This is a genomic window from Monashia sp. HAY1-5C (genome assembly GCF_056755255.1).
The window spans coordinates 1-16,998 of sequence record NZ_JBPGXG010000105.1 but is presented as its reverse complement, the minus strand read 5'-3'; the positions used below and the strand labels follow the sequence as shown (position 1 = coordinate 16,998).

14 protein-coding genes are annotated in these 16,998 nt (G+C 74.6%); 9 read left to right on the top strand and 5 right to left on the bottom strand.

Annotated elements, in window-relative coordinates; genetic code table 11:
* Both ACR9ZK_RS15475 and ACR9ZK_RS15470 read left to right on the top strand, forming a co-directional pair.
* Positions 1-3,152 (top strand): FtsK/SpoIIIE domain-containing protein (locus tag ACR9ZK_RS15475; RefSeq protein WP_481342844.1); only part of this gene is annotated, 3,152 nt, incomplete at its 5' end.
* A 111-nt stretch (positions 3,153-3,263) separates the two neighbouring features.
* Positions 3,264-4,214 (top strand): acyl-CoA thioesterase, encoded by a 951-nt coding sequence (locus tag ACR9ZK_RS15470; protein ID WP_481342843.1) that lies wholly within the window; start codon positions 3,264-3,266, stop codon positions 4,212-4,214.
* Between the two features lie 138 nt (positions 4,215-4,352).
* On the opposite strand, the gene ACR9ZK_RS15465 is transcribed toward ACR9ZK_RS15470, so the two are convergent.
* Positions 4,353-6,536, bottom strand: a complete 2,184-nt coding sequence (locus tag ACR9ZK_RS15465; protein WP_481342842.1) for a hypothetical protein — start codon at positions 6,534-6,536, stop codon at positions 4,353-4,355.
* A gap of 170 nt (positions 6,537-6,706) precedes the next feature.
* Positions 6,707-7,627: a DNA-3-methyladenine glycosylase family protein gene (locus ACR9ZK_RS15460; protein ID WP_481342841.1), complete on the bottom strand. Its 921-nt coding sequence runs from the start codon at positions 7,625-7,627 to the stop codon at positions 6,707-6,709.
* 133 nt (positions 7,628-7,760) lie between these two features.
* Here ACR9ZK_RS15460 and ACR9ZK_RS15455 point away from each other — a divergent pair, with 133 nt between their 5' ends.
* Together ACR9ZK_RS15455 and ACR9ZK_RS15450 are read left to right on the top strand one after the other, a co-directional pair.
* Entirely contained in the window at positions 7,761-8,504 is a 744-nt protein-coding gene (locus ACR9ZK_RS15455) for a DUF3105 domain-containing protein (RefSeq protein WP_481342840.1), read from the top strand.
* 67 nt (positions 8,505-8,571) lie between these two features.
* Positions 8,572-9,012, top strand: coding sequence for a nitroreductase family deazaflavin-dependent oxidoreductase (locus ACR9ZK_RS15450; protein WP_481342839.1), 441 nt, complete (start codon positions 8,572-8,574; stop codon positions 9,010-9,012).
* Between the two features lie 96 nt (positions 9,013-9,108).
* Here the strand turns inward: ACR9ZK_RS15450 and ACR9ZK_RS15445 are convergent, their stop codons facing one another.
* Both ACR9ZK_RS15445 and ACR9ZK_RS15440 read right to left on the bottom strand, forming a co-directional pair.
* Positions 9,109-10,077 (bottom strand): lysylphosphatidylglycerol synthase domain-containing protein, encoded by a 969-nt coding sequence (locus ACR9ZK_RS15445; protein WP_481342838.1) that lies wholly within the window; start codon positions 10,075-10,077, stop codon positions 9,109-9,111.
* Positions 10,078-10,125: 48 nt separating this feature from the next.
* Positions 10,126-12,201, bottom strand: a complete 2,076-nt coding sequence (locus ACR9ZK_RS15440; RefSeq protein ID WP_481342836.1) for a glycosyltransferase — start codon at positions 12,199-12,201, stop codon at positions 10,126-10,128.
* Between the two features lie 102 nt (positions 12,202-12,303).
* Here ACR9ZK_RS15440 and ACR9ZK_RS15435 point away from each other — a divergent pair, with 102 nt between their 5' ends.
* Genes ACR9ZK_RS15435 through ACR9ZK_RS15420 form a run of 4 tightly spaced genes read left to right on the top strand, consistent with a single transcriptional unit; the run spans position 12,304 to position 15,423 of the window.
* Positions 12,304-13,002 carry a glycosyltransferase family 2 protein gene (locus tag ACR9ZK_RS15435; protein ID WP_481342834.1) on the top strand — a complete coding sequence of 233 codons (699 nt, stop codon included), beginning with the start codon at positions 12,304-12,306 and terminating at the stop codon, positions 13,000-13,002.
* Complete coding sequence (locus ACR9ZK_RS15430) at positions 12,999-13,478, top strand: DUF2304 family protein (RefSeq protein ID WP_481342833.1); 480 nt, start codon at positions 12,999-13,001, stop codon at positions 13,476-13,478. The genes ACR9ZK_RS15435 and ACR9ZK_RS15430 overlap by 4 nt, the downstream gene beginning before the upstream one ends.
* Positions 13,468-14,688: an LCP family protein gene (locus tag ACR9ZK_RS15425; protein ID WP_481342832.1), complete on the top strand. Its 1,221-nt coding sequence runs from the start codon at positions 13,468-13,470 to the stop codon at positions 14,686-14,688. Before ACR9ZK_RS15430 ends, ACR9ZK_RS15425 begins: the two co-directional genes overlap by 11 nt.
* A 6-nt stretch (positions 14,689-14,694) precedes the next feature.
* Positions 14,695-15,423 (top strand): TIGR03089 family protein, encoded by a 729-nt coding sequence (locus ACR9ZK_RS15420; protein WP_481342831.1) that lies wholly within the window; start codon positions 14,695-14,697, stop codon positions 15,421-15,423.
* 28 nt (positions 15,424-15,451) lie between these two features.
* Here ACR9ZK_RS15420 and ACR9ZK_RS15415 read toward each other — a convergent pair whose 3' ends face one another.
* Positions 15,452-15,943, bottom strand: coding sequence for a peptidoglycan-binding domain-containing protein (locus ACR9ZK_RS15415; RefSeq protein WP_481342830.1), 492 nt, complete (start codon positions 15,941-15,943; stop codon positions 15,452-15,454).
* 268 nt (positions 15,944-16,211) lie between these two features.
* On the opposite strand from ACR9ZK_RS15415, the gene ACR9ZK_RS15410 reads away from it, so the two are divergent.
* Positions 16,212-16,982, top strand: coding sequence for a CoA transferase subunit A (locus tag ACR9ZK_RS15410; RefSeq protein ID WP_481342829.1), 771 nt, complete (start codon positions 16,212-16,214; stop codon positions 16,980-16,982).
* Positions 16,983-16,998 lie beyond the last annotated feature (16 nt).

Here is a 16,998-nt window from a genome sequence, read left to right as displayed (position 1 = left end):
CGTGCGCCTGGCACACCCCGCAGGAGCTGCGCGTGGCCGTCGTCACCGTCGGCGACCTCGCTGACTGGTCGTGGTGCGACCTGCTCCCCCACGCGGTCCCGTTCGATCCCGGTGGCCCTGTCCGGGCCGACCCCGCGGTCACGATCGCTGCGCTCACCCAGGAGGTCGCACGAAGGCGCCTGTCGGCCGACGGCGGTGACGACCTGCACCCCCGCGACCGGGCCCGAGCCGACGGCGGACGGGCCGCGGTGCACACGCTCGTCGTGCTCGACGGCGCGAGCACACTGCGGGAGGTGCCCGGCGTCGTCGACCTGCTGCAGGACGGGCCCGGTGCCGGTCTGGCCCTCCTCGCCCTCGACAGCCGGCCCGAAGCCCTGCCCGCCGAGGCCACGGCGGTCGTCGAGATGGACCCGGGTGCCCCGCGCGCGACGATGCGACGAGGTGGGACGCTCCTCGAGGGCATCACCCCCGACCTGCCCGGCGCCGGCTGGGTCGAGGCCTTCGCGCGTGCCCTGGCACCGATCGTCGACGCGACGCCGCGGACCGGTGCGGCAGCCCTGCCGACCCGGGTCTCCTTCCGCGACCTGCACCTCGCGTGCGGCATCGACCCCGTGTCGAGCGCAGGCGTCCGCCGGGCCTGGGAGGCCTCGGACGGGCGGCCCGTCGCCCGCGTCGGGATGGGTGTCGACGGTCCGTGGCTGCTCGACCTCGCGGCCGCGGGACCGCACGCCCTCGTCGGCGGCACCACCGGATCGGGCAAGTCGGAGCTGCTCCAGTCACTCGTCGCGGGCCTCGCCGTGTCGACCCGACCGGACGACCTGTCGGTGCTGCTCGTCGACTACAAGGGCGGCGCCGCGTTCGGCGAGTGCGCGCGCCTGCCACACGTCGTCGGCGTCGTCACCGACCTCGACGAGGCCCTGACGCGCCGAGCGCTGACCTCCCTGCGCGCCGAGCTGCGGCGGCGTGAACGCCTTCTTGCGAGTCGGCAGGCCAAGGACTGGGAGGACTACCGAGCCCGGATGGGCGGCGACCGGCGGCAACGGCTGGCCCGGCTCGTCATCGTCGTCGACGAGTTCAAGGCCCTGGCGGACGACCTTCCGGAGTTCGTCGACGGTCTCGTGCGCGTCGCGGCGGTCGGTCGGTCGCTCGGCGTGCACGTCGTGCTCGCGACCCAGCGCCCGGGCGGCATCGTCAGCGCCGACATGCGCGCCAACATCTCGTTGCGGCTGTGCCTGCGGGTCCGCGAGCGCTCCGACAGCCTCGACGTCATCGACGCCCCCGACGCTGCCTCGGTGCCCGACACCGTCCCGGGGCGGGGGTACGTGCGAGCCGCCGACCAGCGCCTCGTGGCCCTGCAGACCGCCTGGGTCGGCGGCCTGCTCCGGGATGTCGAGCATCCCGACGGCATCGTGGTGCGACGCCTCGACGGCGCGGACGGACCGGCGTCCGGGGTCGGCACGACCACACCCGAGGCACGCCCGACCGAGCTGAGCGCCGTGGTGTCGGCCGTGAGGGCTGCCACGCAGGACCTGCGCCTGCAGCCACCGCCGTCACCGTGGCTCCCGCCGCTGCCCGCCGTCCTGCCCAGCCGTGGGCTGACCCACGTCGCCGGGGTCCTCGACGACGACGACGTGCCTGCCGCGGTCGTCGCCGGGGTCGTCGCGGGGATCGTCGTCGGGGTCGCCGACGTCCCCGACGAGCAGACCCGACGCCCGTGGGTGTGGGACCCGCACGTCGACGCGTCGCTCGGGGTCGCCGGTGGGCCACGCTCGGGGCGCACGACGACGCTGCTGCGCCTCGTCGAGGGCCTCGCGGGCGGCCGGCGCCCCGAGACCCTCCACGTGCACGTGGTCGAGGGCGTGCCCGGACCTCTGGCCGCGCTGGAGGGGCTGCCGCACGTCGGGTCGGTCACCTCCACCGCGGACCCGCACCTGGTGCGACGCGTGCTCGCCCGCCTCGCCGGCGAGCTCGACACGCCCGCGCCGACGCGCACGACCCTCCTGCTCGTCGACGGGCTCGAGGCGGTCGAGGACGCTCTCGCCGACGTCGACCACGGCGCAGGGCTCGACGACCTGCACCGGATCGTCCGCGACGGGTCCGCCCGCCGCCTCGCCGTCGCGGTGTCCGGCGGACGCGGCGTGCTGTCCGGGCGTCTGGCCGGGTTGCTCGCCCGGCGGCTCGTGCTCGACCTGCCAGACCCGCTCGACCTGACGCTCGCCGGCGTCGACCCGGCGCAGGCCCGGGTCCGGCGTCCTCCGGGCCGCGCGATCGAACCCGCCACGGGCCTCGACGTCCAGGTCGCTCTGCCGGGTGGTGTCCCGACGCTCGAGTCCGCCGTCGACGCGGTCCTGGCAACGGCCGCAGGGCGGGGTCGCGGGCGACGTGGCCGGCAGCGCCCGGGCGACGCCGTCGAGGTCGCATCGGCGGCGGACGCGTCCCCGGAGCGCCCGACCACGGAAGGCGACACGCTCCCGTGGACCGTACGCCCCCTGCCGACGTTCGTGCACGGCACGGACCTCGGGCCCGTCCCGGCCCACTCAGCGCTCATCGGCGTGGGTGTCGGGGGCGACGCGGCCCGCCCGGTCCACCTCGACCCGTCCACGATGCCTCCTCGGCTCCTGGTCGCGGGCCCGGCCCGCTCCGGACGCTCCTCGTTCCTCGGGTGGCTCGCGCGGGAGCTGGCCGGCGCAGGGCGGGCGGTCGTCGTCCTCGCGCCCCCGCGCTCGCCCCTGCGCGCCCTCGTCGAGGGGTCGACGTGTCGGGTCCTCGGACCGGCAGAGCGGGACGAGTTCGTGGCCGCGCGGCGCGCCGACCCCGACCTGTGCGTCGTCGTCGACGACGTCGAGAGGTTCGACGGCACCGCCCTCGGCGACGCCGTGCTCGAGGCCTGCAGCGTGCTCGACGCGACCGACGGCATCACCGCCGGGTCGGCCGACCTCACCCGCGCCGCCGCCGCCTTCCGTGGGCTCGTGCCGGAGCTCGCGCGGGACGGGTACGGCATCCTCCTCGGCGCCACCTCGGCGCTCGACGGGGAGATGCTCGGAGCGCGCCTCGACGGACCGTTCGAGCGGCGCCCCGGCCGCGGCCACCTCGTCCGGGACGGCCGGGCCGTCCCGATCCAGCTCGTGGCACCCCGGGACGCCGCGCGGTAGGCCCTGATGGGCGACGGTTCCACTCGCGGACGCCGAGGACGTCGTGCGACGCGGTCTGCCACGCTCGGACCCAAGCCCCGACCGCCCGGACGAGCCAGCCGAGGAGACGCCATGCCACGCGGTGCCCGAGAGATCACGCTGCGGTTCCTCGCCGCGCCGACCGACGCCGGCTACTCCGGCACCGTCGGCGGTGGACGCGTCCTGGAGTGGATCGACAAGGCCGGCTACGCCGCAGCCGCAGGGTGGAGCGGCACCTACAGCGTCACCGCCTACGTCGGCAACGTCCGGTTCACGCGGCCCGTCGAGGTCGGTGACCTCGTCGAGGCGACCGCCCGCATCGTGCACACCGGCACGTCGAGCATGCACATCCACGTCACCGTGTCGGCCGGCAACCCGCGCGTGGGCGACCTGCAGCCGACCACCGAGTGCCTCATGGTCTTCGTGGCGGTCGACGCCGACGGGAGACCCACACCGGTGCCGGTCTACGAGCCGCAGACCGGGGCCGAGCGTGACCGGCAGGAGGCCGCCGTCGCGCGGATCGGCCTGCGCGCCGACATCGCCGAGGCGATGAGAGCCCAGACCTACAGCGACGCCGGCACCGCGCCGCGCGTCGTCCTGCGCTTCCTCGCCGCCCCGACCGACGTCAACTGGGGCGGCAAGGTGCACGGCGGGATCGTCATGCGGTGGATCGACGAGGCCGCCCACGTCCTCACCACGAGGTGGACCGGCAGCGCCGCCAACGTCGCCGTCTACGCCGGCGGCGTCCGGTTCTACCGGCCGCTGCGGATCGGCCACCTCGTCGAGGTCGAGGCGCGGCTGCTGCTCACGGGCACCTCGAGCATGCACATCAGCGTGCACGTCCGCTCCGGCGACCCCGCCACGGGCGACCTCGACCTGACGACCCACTCGCTCATCGTCTTCGTCCCGCTGGACGCGGAGGGGCGCGCCGTCCCGGCCCGGCCGTGGCACCCGGTCACCGACGAGGACACCGCCCTGCGCGACCACGCCCTCGAGCTCGTCCAGCTGCGCAACCGGGTCGCCGAGGAGCGTCACATCCCCTGACCCGCACGGTCCACCGCCGTCAGCTCGGACGGGACGTCGTCGCTCGGCTCGTGCGGCGACCTCGACCGGGTAGCGCACGGGCCCGGCACCCCAGACGGGATGCCGGGCCCGGCGTCGTGCGGCCGTGTCGGGCGGGTCTCAGGCGGTGAAGGACAACCCGTTCCAGCCGGTGCCGACGCGGTAGACGTCACCCGAGGAGAAGGCGCCGTCGCCGGTCATCTCGTAGCTGATGAGCGTGCCGTCCTTGATGCGTGCCCAGAACATCGGTCGTCCGTAGGTCACCTCGCTGACCGCCAGGCCGGTGAACGAGCCCCACCCGGAGCCGATCTGGCGCCGCGCGAGGAAGCCACCGGTGCCGTTGCCCGGGTAGAGCCACAGGCGGCCGTAGCCGTCGCGGGCCACGAGGTCCGCGCGGTTGTCGAAGTCGACGTCGCCCGTGCCGAGCAGGGCGTTCATCCCGCCCCAGCCCGAGCCGAGCTGGACGCGAGCAGCGAGCGTGCCGCGGCCGGTGCCCGGGTAGAGCCAGAGCCGGCCGGCGCCGTCGCGGGCGACGAGGTCGGCCTTGTCGTCACCGTTCCAGTCGCCGGGAGCGACGAGCGTGTAGCCGTTCCAGCCGGTGCCGAGGGCGGTCCGCGCCGCGAAGCCACCGGCAGCCTTGCCCCGGTAGAGCCAGAGCGCGCCGTTGCCGTCGCGGCCGACGAGGTCGGCCTGGTCGTCACCGTTGAGGTCGCCGGCGGCGAGGATCGCCGTGAAGCCGCCCCAGCCGGCGCCGATCTTCGTGCGCCCGCTCAGGGTCCCGCCGACGTTGCGGTAGGCCCAGAGGTAGCCGCTGCTGTCGCGCGCGACGACGTCGTGGTGCGCCTCCGCGACGAAGTCGGACGTGCCCTTGCTCTGCGGCTGGCGGACGTCCCAGCCGGCGACCGTCGAGGAGACGCGCTCGGCGCCGATCGGCGTCAGCGTGTCGGTGCCGCCGACGACCGGCTGGGCGACGTAGACGCCGGCCGTGTACGAGCTCGGGTCACTGGAGTCAGGGGTGTCGCGCTCGACGAAGAGCGTGCCGTCGGGGCTGAAGCGCGGCTGGTAGTAGAGGTCCGTCGTCGACGTGCGGACGTCCGTGACGGTACCGGTGGCGACCCGCTTGCGCAGGGCGTGCGTCGTGCCGTCCGACCACGCGAACCAGATCGAGCCGTCGGGGCCGACCTCCGGCGTGAAGCCGCCGTCGGTCCCGCTGATCGGCGTCACGGTCGAGCACGTGGCGCACACGAGTCCGAGGCCCTCGGAGGCGGTGCCGTACGTCGACACGACGAGCGTCGTGCCGTCGGCGCGCCAGACCGGCTCGGCGATGCGGGTCGACGTGGTGAGGATGCGCACGGTGTGCGCGCCGAAGACGTCGACGAAGCCGAGGCCCTGGGCCTGGCCCGCCGTGTCGTAGCGGGCGAAGGCGAGCGTCTGGCCGTCGGGCGAGAACGCCGGGTCCGCCGGGAAGGCGGAGGTGCCGAGGTCGACCGTGAAGACGACGGCTCCGGTCGAGGCCTTGCGCACGTCGAGCACTGCCCTGTGCGTCGCCGAGTCGATGACGCGGGTCGCGGCCACGAGGCGCCCGTCGGTCGAGAACGCCGGCGAGACGAACTCCGAGGTGGAGACCCGGTCACCGAGGTTCCAACGGCTCTGCTGGAACAGGCCGCCCGACCCGGCGACCACCGCGTCGGCGTCACCCCAGCCGTCCTCGGTCCACGTGCCGTACCAGCCGGGGTCGACGCAGTCGAGCAGGGTCGAGGTGCCGTTCTTGGCGACGACGCGGTACTGGTAGCCGACGCGCTGGTTGACACCGCGGTCGGTCACGACGCCGGAGGCCCCGTTCACGGTGCCGACCGTGCGCCACGTGCCGCCCTCACGCTGGCGCAGCAGCGTCAGCGTCGTCGCGCCGGTGTAGGCGACGTGGACGATGGAGCGCTCGGCGAGCACGTTGGGGTCGACGACGCCGTCGGCGCAGTCCACCGCGGCGGTGGTGCTCGTGGACGAGGCCGCGAGCCGCACGCCGGCCGGGCTGGACGTGGCGATGCGTCCCTGGGCGTCACGGGTCCCGTCGAGCGGGGCGTCCTCCGCGGCCGGGGACGTGGAGACGCGGTGGCTGCGCGAGGATGCCTCGCCACCGGCCACCCGGCCGGTGACGACCTGGCCCGTGCGGGACCGCAGCGCGTCGAGGTCGGTGCTCGCGCCGGACGACAGCGCGGTCGCGGGTCCGGCGAGAGCAAGGGGTGCAAGCGTCGCGGCCGCGATGCCGAGGGCGAGGGCGCGTGCCCCCGTCAGATGACGAGCCAACTGAGGGCCGCCTTTCAGGTCAGTGGGTCTGGTGCAGTGGCTCCCGGAGGGCCGACGCGGACTCTATGCGACGAAGCAGACATCCGGAGCAGAACGCGAGGTTCGGCCCATTCCGACGGACGCACGCCGGAACCCCGGACCGAAGCCGGCGCCGGGTGGGCGGGTGCCGGTCAGCGGCGCGTCGGCAGGTGGGTCCGGGGGGCCATTCGGGGGGCGCGGCGTGGCCGGCGGTGCCCGGCCAGGCCGAGCAGGTGCTGGACCCGGTAGCGGTGGCCGCGGTAGGGCTCGAGCAGCTCCTCGAGCCCGGCGTCGTCGAGCGGCCTGCCTGTCAGGGCCCAGCCGACGTCCTTGGCCACGTGGTAGTCGCCGAACGACACGGCGTCGGCGTCGCCGAGGGCCCGCTGCGCCGTCTCGGCGCAGGTCCAGACGCCGACGCCGGGCAGCGCGCGAAGGCGGCGGCGTGCCTCGTCGAGGGGCAGCCGCGTCGCCTCCTCGAGCCGCCCGGCGTACCCGGCGGCACGCACGACGGCCCCCGACCGGGCGCCGTCGACCGACGCCTGCAGCCAGGCCCACGACGGGACCGCCGCCCAGCCGCCGGCCGTCGGCGGTGCCTGCAGTCGTGGGAACGGGCCGGGGGCCGGCTGCCCGAAGCGTCTCACGAGCACCCGGTACGCGGAGAAGGCCTCCTGCCCGGTGACCTTCTGCTCGATGACCGCCGGGGCGAGCGCGTCGAGCACCAGCCCGGAGCGCGGCACCCGCCAGTGCGCGAACCGGCGCCACGCCTCGGCCAGCGGTGCGTGCACCGGCTCGAAGCCGGCCGGGTCGTCGTCGTCGCCGAGCAGCGCCGGGACCGACTCGAGGAGCCAGGCCGCGCCCGGCCCCCAGGCGCGGGCCTGCACCTCGCCCGTGCCCGGCAGGCATGCCAGGTGCAGGGTCCCGACGCCGTCCGGCGTCTGCGAGGCCCGAGCCGTCGAACCGTCCGGGCCCCACCAGGACGTCGGGTCACCCGCTCCCCGGCGGAAGACGCCGAGCTGCGCACGCAGGGCGATCTGCCGGTCCGTGCGCCACAGCCGGGTCAGGGGTTCGGGCACGCACACCATCCTCGCCTACACTCGGCACCGTCGTTGACGGGCACGTGGATGGGCACGGGCCCCGGCGCCGGCAGCTCACCCTGCGCCCACCCCCACGCTGCCCGAGCGGCGGCCACACAGAGGAAGAGGACCGATGGCCCGCGAGACGAGCCGAGACCGCCGCGAACGCGTCGCCGCCATGCAGGCCGCCCAGAAGCGGGCCGAACGCCGCCGCGTCCTCGTCCTCATCGCGGCGTGCGTCGCCGTCATCGGGGTCATCGGCGCGGCCGTCGCCTGGGCCGTCGTCGGCGAGCAGAGCAAGAAGGACCAGGCCCTGGCCAGCATCTCCGGTGACGTCGCGTCGGCCGGCTGCGACCCCGTGACCAACGACCCCGCCACCGGCTCGAGCGAGCACGTCGGCCCCGGCACCGACCAGCCGGACCTGACGAAGGTCCAGTACTCGACCGTTCCCCCGTCGAGCGGCAAGCACTTCGCCGTCCCCGCCGTGGACAAGCGGCGCGTCTACACGACCGCCGACGTGCCCGCCGTCGAGACGCTCGTCCACAACCTCGAGCACGGCTACACGATCCTCTGGTACGACCCCTCCGTGGAGAAGGCTCAGGCCGCGAGCTTCCAGGCGCTCGCGACCAAGGTCAACGCGATGAAGGAGTCGGCGAACAAGTTCCTCGTCGTGCCGTGGGACACCACGCGCGGGGCCTTCCCGGCCGGCAAGAAGTACGCGCTGTCGCACTGGTCGGCCGACGTCGACCCGTCGACCGGCCAGGTCTCCAAGCAGATGGGCCACCGCCAGCTGTGCGCGGGTCTGAGCACGGAGGTCGTCGAGACCTTCGTCAAGCAGCACCCGTGGAGCTCGGCGCCCGAGCCCGGCGCCGCCTGACGCGCGGGCCGCCACTCACGCACGGTCCGGCAGAGGATCGCGCCGCCGCTCGGGTTAAGGTCCCGACATGGCGACGAACGGCGACTACGTCCCCAGCCCGAGCGGCTGGGTGCGCAAGCAGGTCGAGGAGATCGAGCGGACGGGTACCACGGACTCGGTGCACATCATGCAGCGCCCTGTCGTCCTGCTGACGATGCGGGGTGCCAGGACCGGAGCGGTGCGCAAGGTCCCGGTCATGCGCGTCGAGCACGACGGCGTCTTCGCGGCGGTGGCCAGCAAGGGCGGTGCGCCGGAGCACCCGCAGTGGTACCGCAACCTCAAGGCCCACCCCGACATCGAGCTGCAGGCGGGCACCGAGACGGTCCCGGTGCGCGCCCGGGAGCTGTCCGGCTCCGAGCGTGAACGGTGGTGGGAGCGGTGCGTCGCGGCCTACCCGCCGTACGCGGAGTACCAGACCAAGACCGACCGGCTCATCCCGGTCTTCGTCCTCGAGCCCCGCACGCCCTGAGACGCCCGGCCTCCGTCGGGTCGAGGTGGTCCGTCCGCCCTCCGACGCCGGGGCACAGGCGCCCCTGGTGTGGACCGGTCCGGGCCTGCCGCGGGGTCAGACGGCCAGGTCCTCCGGGTCGGGGGCGACCGCGTCGCGCCGCTTGCTCACGAGGTGGTGCGAGCGGGCGTAGAGCCAGCCGCCGAGAGCGGCCAGGACGTCGACGACGGTGACGATGAACCGCGACATGATCGCGACGGCCGCGGCGGCCGGCGTCGGGATGGCGGTGGAGAGGATGAGCGTCAGCAGGCCCTCGCGGGCACCGAGACCGGCCGGCAGGATGACGGTGAGCATGCCGAGCGAGACCGACAGCGCATACCCCGTGACCGAGGCGAGGTTCAGGTTGTCGTGACCGGAGCCGTCGGCGACGGCCCGTGCGAGCAGCAGCGTGTGCACCCCGAAGCAGAGCCAGACGCCGATGAAGCTCGCGACGGCGCGAAGCACCGCGCCCCCGGACAGGTCGTGCTCGAGCGGCGGCCGACGCAGCAGCCGCAGTCCCAGGCCGATGATGGCGTTGAGCAGGCGCGGGACGCAGAGCACGACGAGCAGCGGCACCCCGAGCAGCAGCCACCAGTCGAAGCCGTCGGCCGACCGGGTGAGCAGGTACGAGGCGGCCGGCAGGCCGACGAGGAAGCCGGTCAGCAGGGCGAGCCCCAGCGCGAGGAGGCCAGTGACGGCGGTGCGCCGGCGGGGCACCCGCAGGTGCGCGGCGATGTCCGCCTGGACGAGCACCGACCACAGCGACCCGGGCAGGTACTTGCCGAGCTGTCCGACGAAGTAGACGCCCGAGGCCGGCGCCAGGTGCAGGTCGGAGCCGAGGTCGCGCAGGATGATCCGCCAGCCGATCATCGTCAGCCACGTGCCGACGGCGGCGGCGAGCGTGGACCACGCGAACGTCGCGAGCGAGATCTTGTCGAGGTGCACTGACACGTCGGACCAGTTGCGGGCGACGGCGTAGACGACGGCGGCGAGCGTGACCACCGCGATGGTCACGCGCAGGACGGCGAAGAGCTTCTTCCGGGTCATGTCCGGGACATCATCCCAGTGCATCCTGCATGCCGGTGCACCGCGTCCTCAGCGGCGTCGCAACGTGAGCCGTACGAGGCCGTACGCCGCGTCGGACGCGCGGGCCCGGGCCGCGGCCTCGCGCATCCGGGCCGTGACGTCGCCGTCGAGGTCGCCGACGAGGACGAACCCGAGGTCGTGCGCCCGGGCGATGATGCCGCGCACGTCGGCCGGCCCGACGGTCCCCTCGACGCCCACGGGGCCGAGGGGCACCGTGACGACGAGCAGGCCGCCGGAGCGCAGCGCCCACGAGGCCTGCTCGAGGACGTGGTCGACGTCGTCGGCGTCGCACCCGCGCGGGTGGATCCGCACGATGACGTCGAGCGAGCCGGTGTCGACGTCGAGGGCCGCGACGCTCGGCTGGGCGCCGGTGAAGTCGATCTCGACGGGCGCGAACCCGACGGCGCGGGCCCACCGCGACAGCAGCGAGCGGCTGCCGGTCTCGTCGACGACGACGGCGCTGCGGCGCCCGTCGTCCCGCACGCGCAGGATCGCGGCGAGCGCGCCGAGCGCTGCCCAGGCCGCGACGGCGTCGCGGGCCCACGGCAGGCCGAGGTCACGGGCGAGGCGCCGGGCGTCGTCGGCCTCGTCGGGGTCACCGAGGACGTCGGTCGACAGCACCCACTCGGGCAGGTCGCGCGCGCCGAGCCGGACGACGTCCCGCCGCGAGGCGACGGCCCGCTGCGCGGTGCGCCGCGCAGCACGGCGGGCGGCGCGCGCGAGCTGGACGCCCCGGCGTCCGCCGCCGGCCGCGAGGACGGACGCGGCGCGCACCGCCCGCTCCCCTGCGCCGGACGCGGTGGGCGTCGGCTCGCCGGCGGCTGCAGGTGCCGAGGCGCCGGACGGCTCGGACGCGTCGGCGCCCCCCGCCACCGCCCAGGGTCCGTCGAACCCGCCTGCCGCAGAGACGGACTCGTCGGCCGAAAGCGCCTCGACCGTGCCGAGGTAGTGCGCCCACGGCCCCGACAGGTCGGGGGTCTGGACGCCGTCGGCGAGGCGGCGTCGCAGGTCCGGGTCACCGAGCCGGCGCAGTGCGCCGGCGAGCGCCCGCTCGTCCTCCGGAGGCACGAGGAGCCCGTTGACGCCGTCGTCGACCTGCTGCGAGAACGGTGCGATGTCGGAGGCCAGGACGGGCAGGCCGTGGGCGTGGCCGAGCACGACGTTCTGCGACGCCGTCGCGGACCGGTACGGCAGCGCGAGCACGTCGTGGTCGGCGAGCAGTGCGGCGAGCGCGTCGGCCGGCACGTACCCGTCGCGGATCTCGACGCGGCCGGCGAGCGCCGGGTCGGAGGCGAGCCGGCCGATGACGCCCCGGTTGGGGCCCCAGATCTCCCCCGCGATCGTCAGGGTGACGTCGGGCACCGAGCGCATGGCCCGCAGCAGCACGTCGATGCCCTTGTACTCGCGGACGAGCCCCAGCGCGAGCAGCCGCGTGGGGCCGCTGCGGGCGTCACGGCTGATCGGCTCCCCGCCGGGCAGGTGCGGCGGCAGGTCGGCGACGGACACGCGCCGGGCGCCGAGGTCGTGGGCGATGCGGGCCTGCTCGGTGCTGTGCACCAGCGTGGAGTCGACCCGCGAGAAGAGCAGCGACATGAGCCGGGCGTCGCCCGGGTGCGCCTCGTGCGGCAGGACGTTGTGGCACACGACGACGGACCGCGGGCGCGGGCCGGGAAGACCCGGGACGGCTCCGGCGGCGCGCAGCAGCGCCAGGTGCGCCGGCACGACCGGGGGCATGACGTGCACGACGAGGATGGCGTCGACGTCGCGCAGGCGTCGCCCGACGCGGACCCACGTGTCGGGACGGGCCCAGCTCAGCGCCCGCACGGTGCGCGGGTACGGCGGCACCTCGGGCACGCCCGCCGGCACGGTGCCCTCGGCGCGCCGCAGCCGGGACGGGTAGAGGTGCGACCACGACACGAGGGTCACGTCGTGGCCGGCGTCCGTGAGGTGGTGCGCGAGCATCGTCGTGTGTGCCGCGACCCCGCCCTTGTGCGGGTGGGTCGGTCCGACCACGGCGATCCGAAGGGCCGCCGACCCGGGACCCGGTGCCTCGACCCGCGTGCTGTGCGAAAGGGCGTCCGTCATGGTGGTCCGACTCTAGTTCTCCGGGGACGTGCGGCAACGCGCCGCGCGGACGGCCGGGGCGCGCGTGTCGGGGCGCGGGGTGGCCCGCTCTACGCTGGGCGTGTGCAGAACGAGGACGTGTGGCTGGTGGTGCCGCTCTACAACGAGGCCACCGTCATCGGCGACGTCGTCCGCGAGGCCCGGCTGACCTTCCCCAAGGTCGTCTGCGTCGACGACGGGTCGAGGGACCGTTCCGCCGAGATCGCCGAGCAGGCGGGTGCCGCGGTCGTGCGCCACCCGGTCAACCTGGGTCAGGGGGCCGCGCTGCAGACCGGCTTCGACTACGCCCTCGCCGACCCGGCGATGCGCTACGTGGTCACCTACGACGCCGACGGCCAGCACCAGGTGCACGACGTCGACGTCATGCTGCACCGGGCCCGCGGCGACGACCTGCGCGAGGGCGTGCGCGTCGTCTTCGGCTCGCGGTTCCTCGACGAGCGCACCGAGGCCTCCCTGATGAAGAAGCTCGTCCTGCGCGCGGCCGTCGCCTACACGAACGCCACGACCGGCACCCGCCTGACCGACGCCCACAACGGCCTGCGCGTCCTGCACCGCGACGTCGTCGAACGGCTCGACATCACCCAGAACCGGATGGCCCACGCGAGCGAGCTGGTGGCCCAGATCGGGGCCATGCGCTTCGGCGGCGAGCGGGTCGACTACGCGGAGGAGCCCGTGCACATCCTCTACACCGACTACAGCCGGGCCAAGGGCCAGTCGCTGTGGAACGCCGTCAACATCCTTGCGGAGCTGATCTGGCGATGAGCCGGCAGAGCCTCATCCAGATCCTGCTCATCGCGGGCGTCGTCACTGTCGCGTGGCGGCTGCTCGCCGGGTCGGGGCAGCGCACGCAGGCGGTGCGGCGCCTCGGCCTGCTCGTCCTGCTCGGGCTCGTCGTCTACTCGATCATCGACCCGAGCAAGACGTGGACGAACCTCGCCAAGGCGCTCGGGGTCGGCCGCGGCGCCGACCTCATCCTCTACGGGCTCGCCGTCGCCTTCTTCGGCTTCGTCGTCACGACGTTCAAGCGGTTCCGGGCGATGGAGACCCGCTACACCCGCCTGGCCCGCCGGATCGCCCTCGACGAGGCGACGCCGGCCGCCGTCCACGCCGCCGCCGTGTCCGCCGCGGGCACGCTCGAGGAGGTCGTCGAGGCCGGCCCGGACCCGGCCACGGCGAACCCTGCGACACTGGCCGTCACGCCCCCGTCCCCGACCACGAGAGCAGCCGATGCCGACTGACCCCAGCCGTCGGCGTCCGCGCGACGACGACGCCTACGTCGTCGACACGCGGCGCCGCATCAAGCGACCCGACCGCGGCGGGCTGCCGAGCAGCTCGGGTGTCGGAGGTGGCGGAGGCGGCGGCGGCGGAGGCGGCGTCCCGGCCGCACCGGCACCGCGTCAGCGGGGGGCGCGTGACCGGGAACAGCCTGAGCGGGCGCCGCGCGAGCCCGGCTACCGCTGGCGCAAGGGCCGCGTCGCGCTGCTCGTCGTCGGGCTCGTCGTGCTCGCGTGGCTCGCCTTCCTCGTCTGGGTGCCGGTCCAGGCGTGGGACAGCGTCGCCCGGGTCGACAACGTCCCCGCCGGCGAACGTCCCGTCGACACCTCCGGCTACAACTACCTCCTCGTCGGCTCCGACAGCCGCGCCGGGCTGACCAAGGAGCAGAAGAAGAAGTACGCCACCGGCAACGCCGAGGGCCAGCGCACCGACACGATCATGCTCGTGCACGTCTCAGACAGCGGCGGCAAGCCGGTCATGGTGTCCCTGCCGCGCGACTCGTGGGTACCGATCCCCGGTCACGGGTCGAACAAGATCAACGCGGCTTTCGCCATGGGCGGCCCGAAGCTGCTCACCGAGACCGTAGAGACCGTCACCGGTGTCCACGTCGACGGCTACCTCGAGATCGGGTTCGGCGGCTTCGCGGGCCTCGTCGACGCCGTGGACGGCGTCGACATCTGCGTGCCGCGCGACATGAAGGACAAGAAGGCCGGCATCGACCTCAAGAAGGGCTGCCAGACCCTCGACGGCGGCAACGCGCTCGGCTACGTCCGCTCGCGGTACGAGGACCCGATGGGCGACATCGGCCGCGCCGCCCGACAGCGCCAGTTCCTCGGCGCGCTCATGAAGAAGGTCGCCACCCCGGCCACCGTCCTCGTCCCGTGGCGCTACAAGCAGACGGCGGACGCGTCCGCGGCGGGTCTGGCCGTCGGTGAGCAGACGGGTCTGCTCGACGCCTTCCGCGTGCTCCGGGCGATGCGGGCGGTGAGCGCCGACCAGGGCCTGTCGCTCAGCGTCCCGACCTCCGACCTGTCCTACCGGACGCCGGGCGGCGCGCTCGCCGTCAAGTGGGACACCGACAAGGCCAAGGCCCTCTTCAAGGCCCTCAAGGACGATGATCCCCTGACCGAGCCCCCGCCGGGCACCACGGTCGAGGGCGCGTCGAACGGCTGAGCCGCCATGCCGTCCCCGCTGCTGCCTGCCGACGTGCTGGCCCGCCTCTTCGCCGCCGACGCGACGCGTCCGCGCCTGACGTGGTACGACGACGAGCCCGGCCCCACCGCCGGCGAGCGTATCGAGCTGTCGGCCCGCGTCCTGGGCAACTGGGTGGCCAAGGCGGCCAACCTCCTGCAGGACGACCTGTCCGCCGAGCCCGGAACGACCGTCGGGCTCGACCTGCCGACGCACTGGCGCGCCCTCTACTGGGCCCTCGCCGCCTGGTCGGTCGGCGCGGAGGTCGTCGTCGGTGACGCCGCGACCGGGGCGGACGTGCTCGTCACCGCGTCGGCGCAGGCGGCGGCCGCCCACGGCCGCGACGCCGTGCTCGTCGCCCTGCCGGCCCTGGCCCGCAGCCACCCCGAGGCCGGCGAGGCCACCGCAGCGGTCGACGAGGCGCGCGAGCTGTCCACGCACGGTGACGTCTTCGCGCCGCTCGCCGACCCCGAGCCTTCGGACGTCGCGCTCGCGACGGGCTCGGGGACGCTGACCTACGGCGAGGTCGTCGTGCCCGACCCCGCGTGGGGCGGGCAGCCCCGCGTGGCGCTCCGCGGGCCGCTCGACGTCGTGCTGCGCCGGTGCCTCGCGGCGTGGGCCGCCGACGGCTCGGTCGTCCTGGAGCGCGGGTCGGGCGCCGACCCGAGTCCGGGACGGCACGCGTCCGAGGGTGTCACGGTGGACGCCCCGGCCTGACCCTCGCCGGACGGTGGCTGCGCGACCGTCAGGCGGAGAGGCGGTCGAACAGGGTCCACGTCCGGGACGCGACGACCCCCGTGCTGGCCAGCCCCGCCCTCGCCTGGGCGGCCTTGACGGCCTCCCGCGTCGCGCGGTCGAAGACGCCGGTGGCCGGCACGCCGAGGAGCCGCTGGACGGCGAGGACCTGCGGGCCCGCGTCACCGACGCGCAGCACCGTGGAGCGGCTGCCGACGAACGGGAAGTCGCGGGCCTCGAGCACGTCCCACACGTCGGGGGTGACGACGCCCGTCTGGGGCAGCGCGCGGGAGCGCTGGAGGGCGAGGACGCGGTCGCGGGTCACCGGCCCGAAGACGCCGTCGACGGGGACGCCGCCGAGGGCCCGCTGCAGGACCCGCACGACGGCCCCGCGCGCGCCCAGGCCCAGCGTCAGGTCCTTGTACGCGGTGTACGCGGTGCCGACCTCGACGCGCGCGACACCGGCATGGGGCTGTCGGGGCGCTGCGGCGTGGGTCGTCATGGTGGCTCCTCCGTGGCCTCGGTGGCCTCTTGCGCCGGGCCGGGGGCGGCGTCGCCCTCCCGCGACACCACTCCCGCCCCGTGTACTCCTTCGGCACCATTTATGCACTCCCGTCACATGGTCCACAACGGGTTCGCCGGAATTACAGGACTGGAATTCGCGGCCGTCTCCCCTCGTCCGCGCACGTGCCCGCAACCCACCACCTCCGGCCCTCGTGTGGGTCGCCCCCACGGCCGCGGCGGCCGCCGACGCGGATAGAGTCCGACCCATGGACAAAGTCGTCTCCACCCCCCAGGAGGCCATCGCCGGGATCCGCGACGGCATGTCGCTGTCGGTCGGCGGTTTCGGCCTCTGTGGCATCCCCTCCGTGCTCATCGCAGCCATCCACGACGCCGGCCTGACCGACCTCGAGGCCGTGTCGAACAACTGCGGCGTCGACGACTGGGGCCTGGGAATCCTGCTGCGGGACAAGCGGATCCGCCGGATGGTCAGCTCGTACGTCGGTGAGAACAAGGAGTTCGAGCGGCAGTACCTGTCCGGCGAGCTGGAGGTGGAGCTGACGCCCCAGGGCACCCTGGCCGAGCGCCTGCGCGCGGGTGGCTCCGGGATCGCGGCGTTCTTCACGATGACCGGGGTCGGCACCCAGATCGCCGAGGGCGGTCTGCCGTGGCGCTACGACGCCGACGGCGCCGTGGCCGTCTCCTCGCCGCCGAAGCAGACCCAGGACTTCGAGTGGATGGGCGAGACGAAGACGTTCGTCCTCGAGCAGGCCATCACGACCGACTTCGGCCTCGTTCGCGCCGCGAAGGGCGACCGGCACGGCAACCTCGTCTTCCACGAGTCGGCCCGCAACTTCAACCCGCTGTGCGCCATGGCCGGACGCGTCACCGTCGCGGAGGTCGAGCAGCTCGTCGAGCCGGGCGAGCTCGACCCCGACGCGGTCCACCTGCCCGGCATCTTCGTCCAGCGGGTCCTGCCGCTGACCCCCGAGCAGGCGGTCACCAAGCGCATCGAGCGCCTGTCTCTTATACACATCTGACGCTGCCGACGACGGA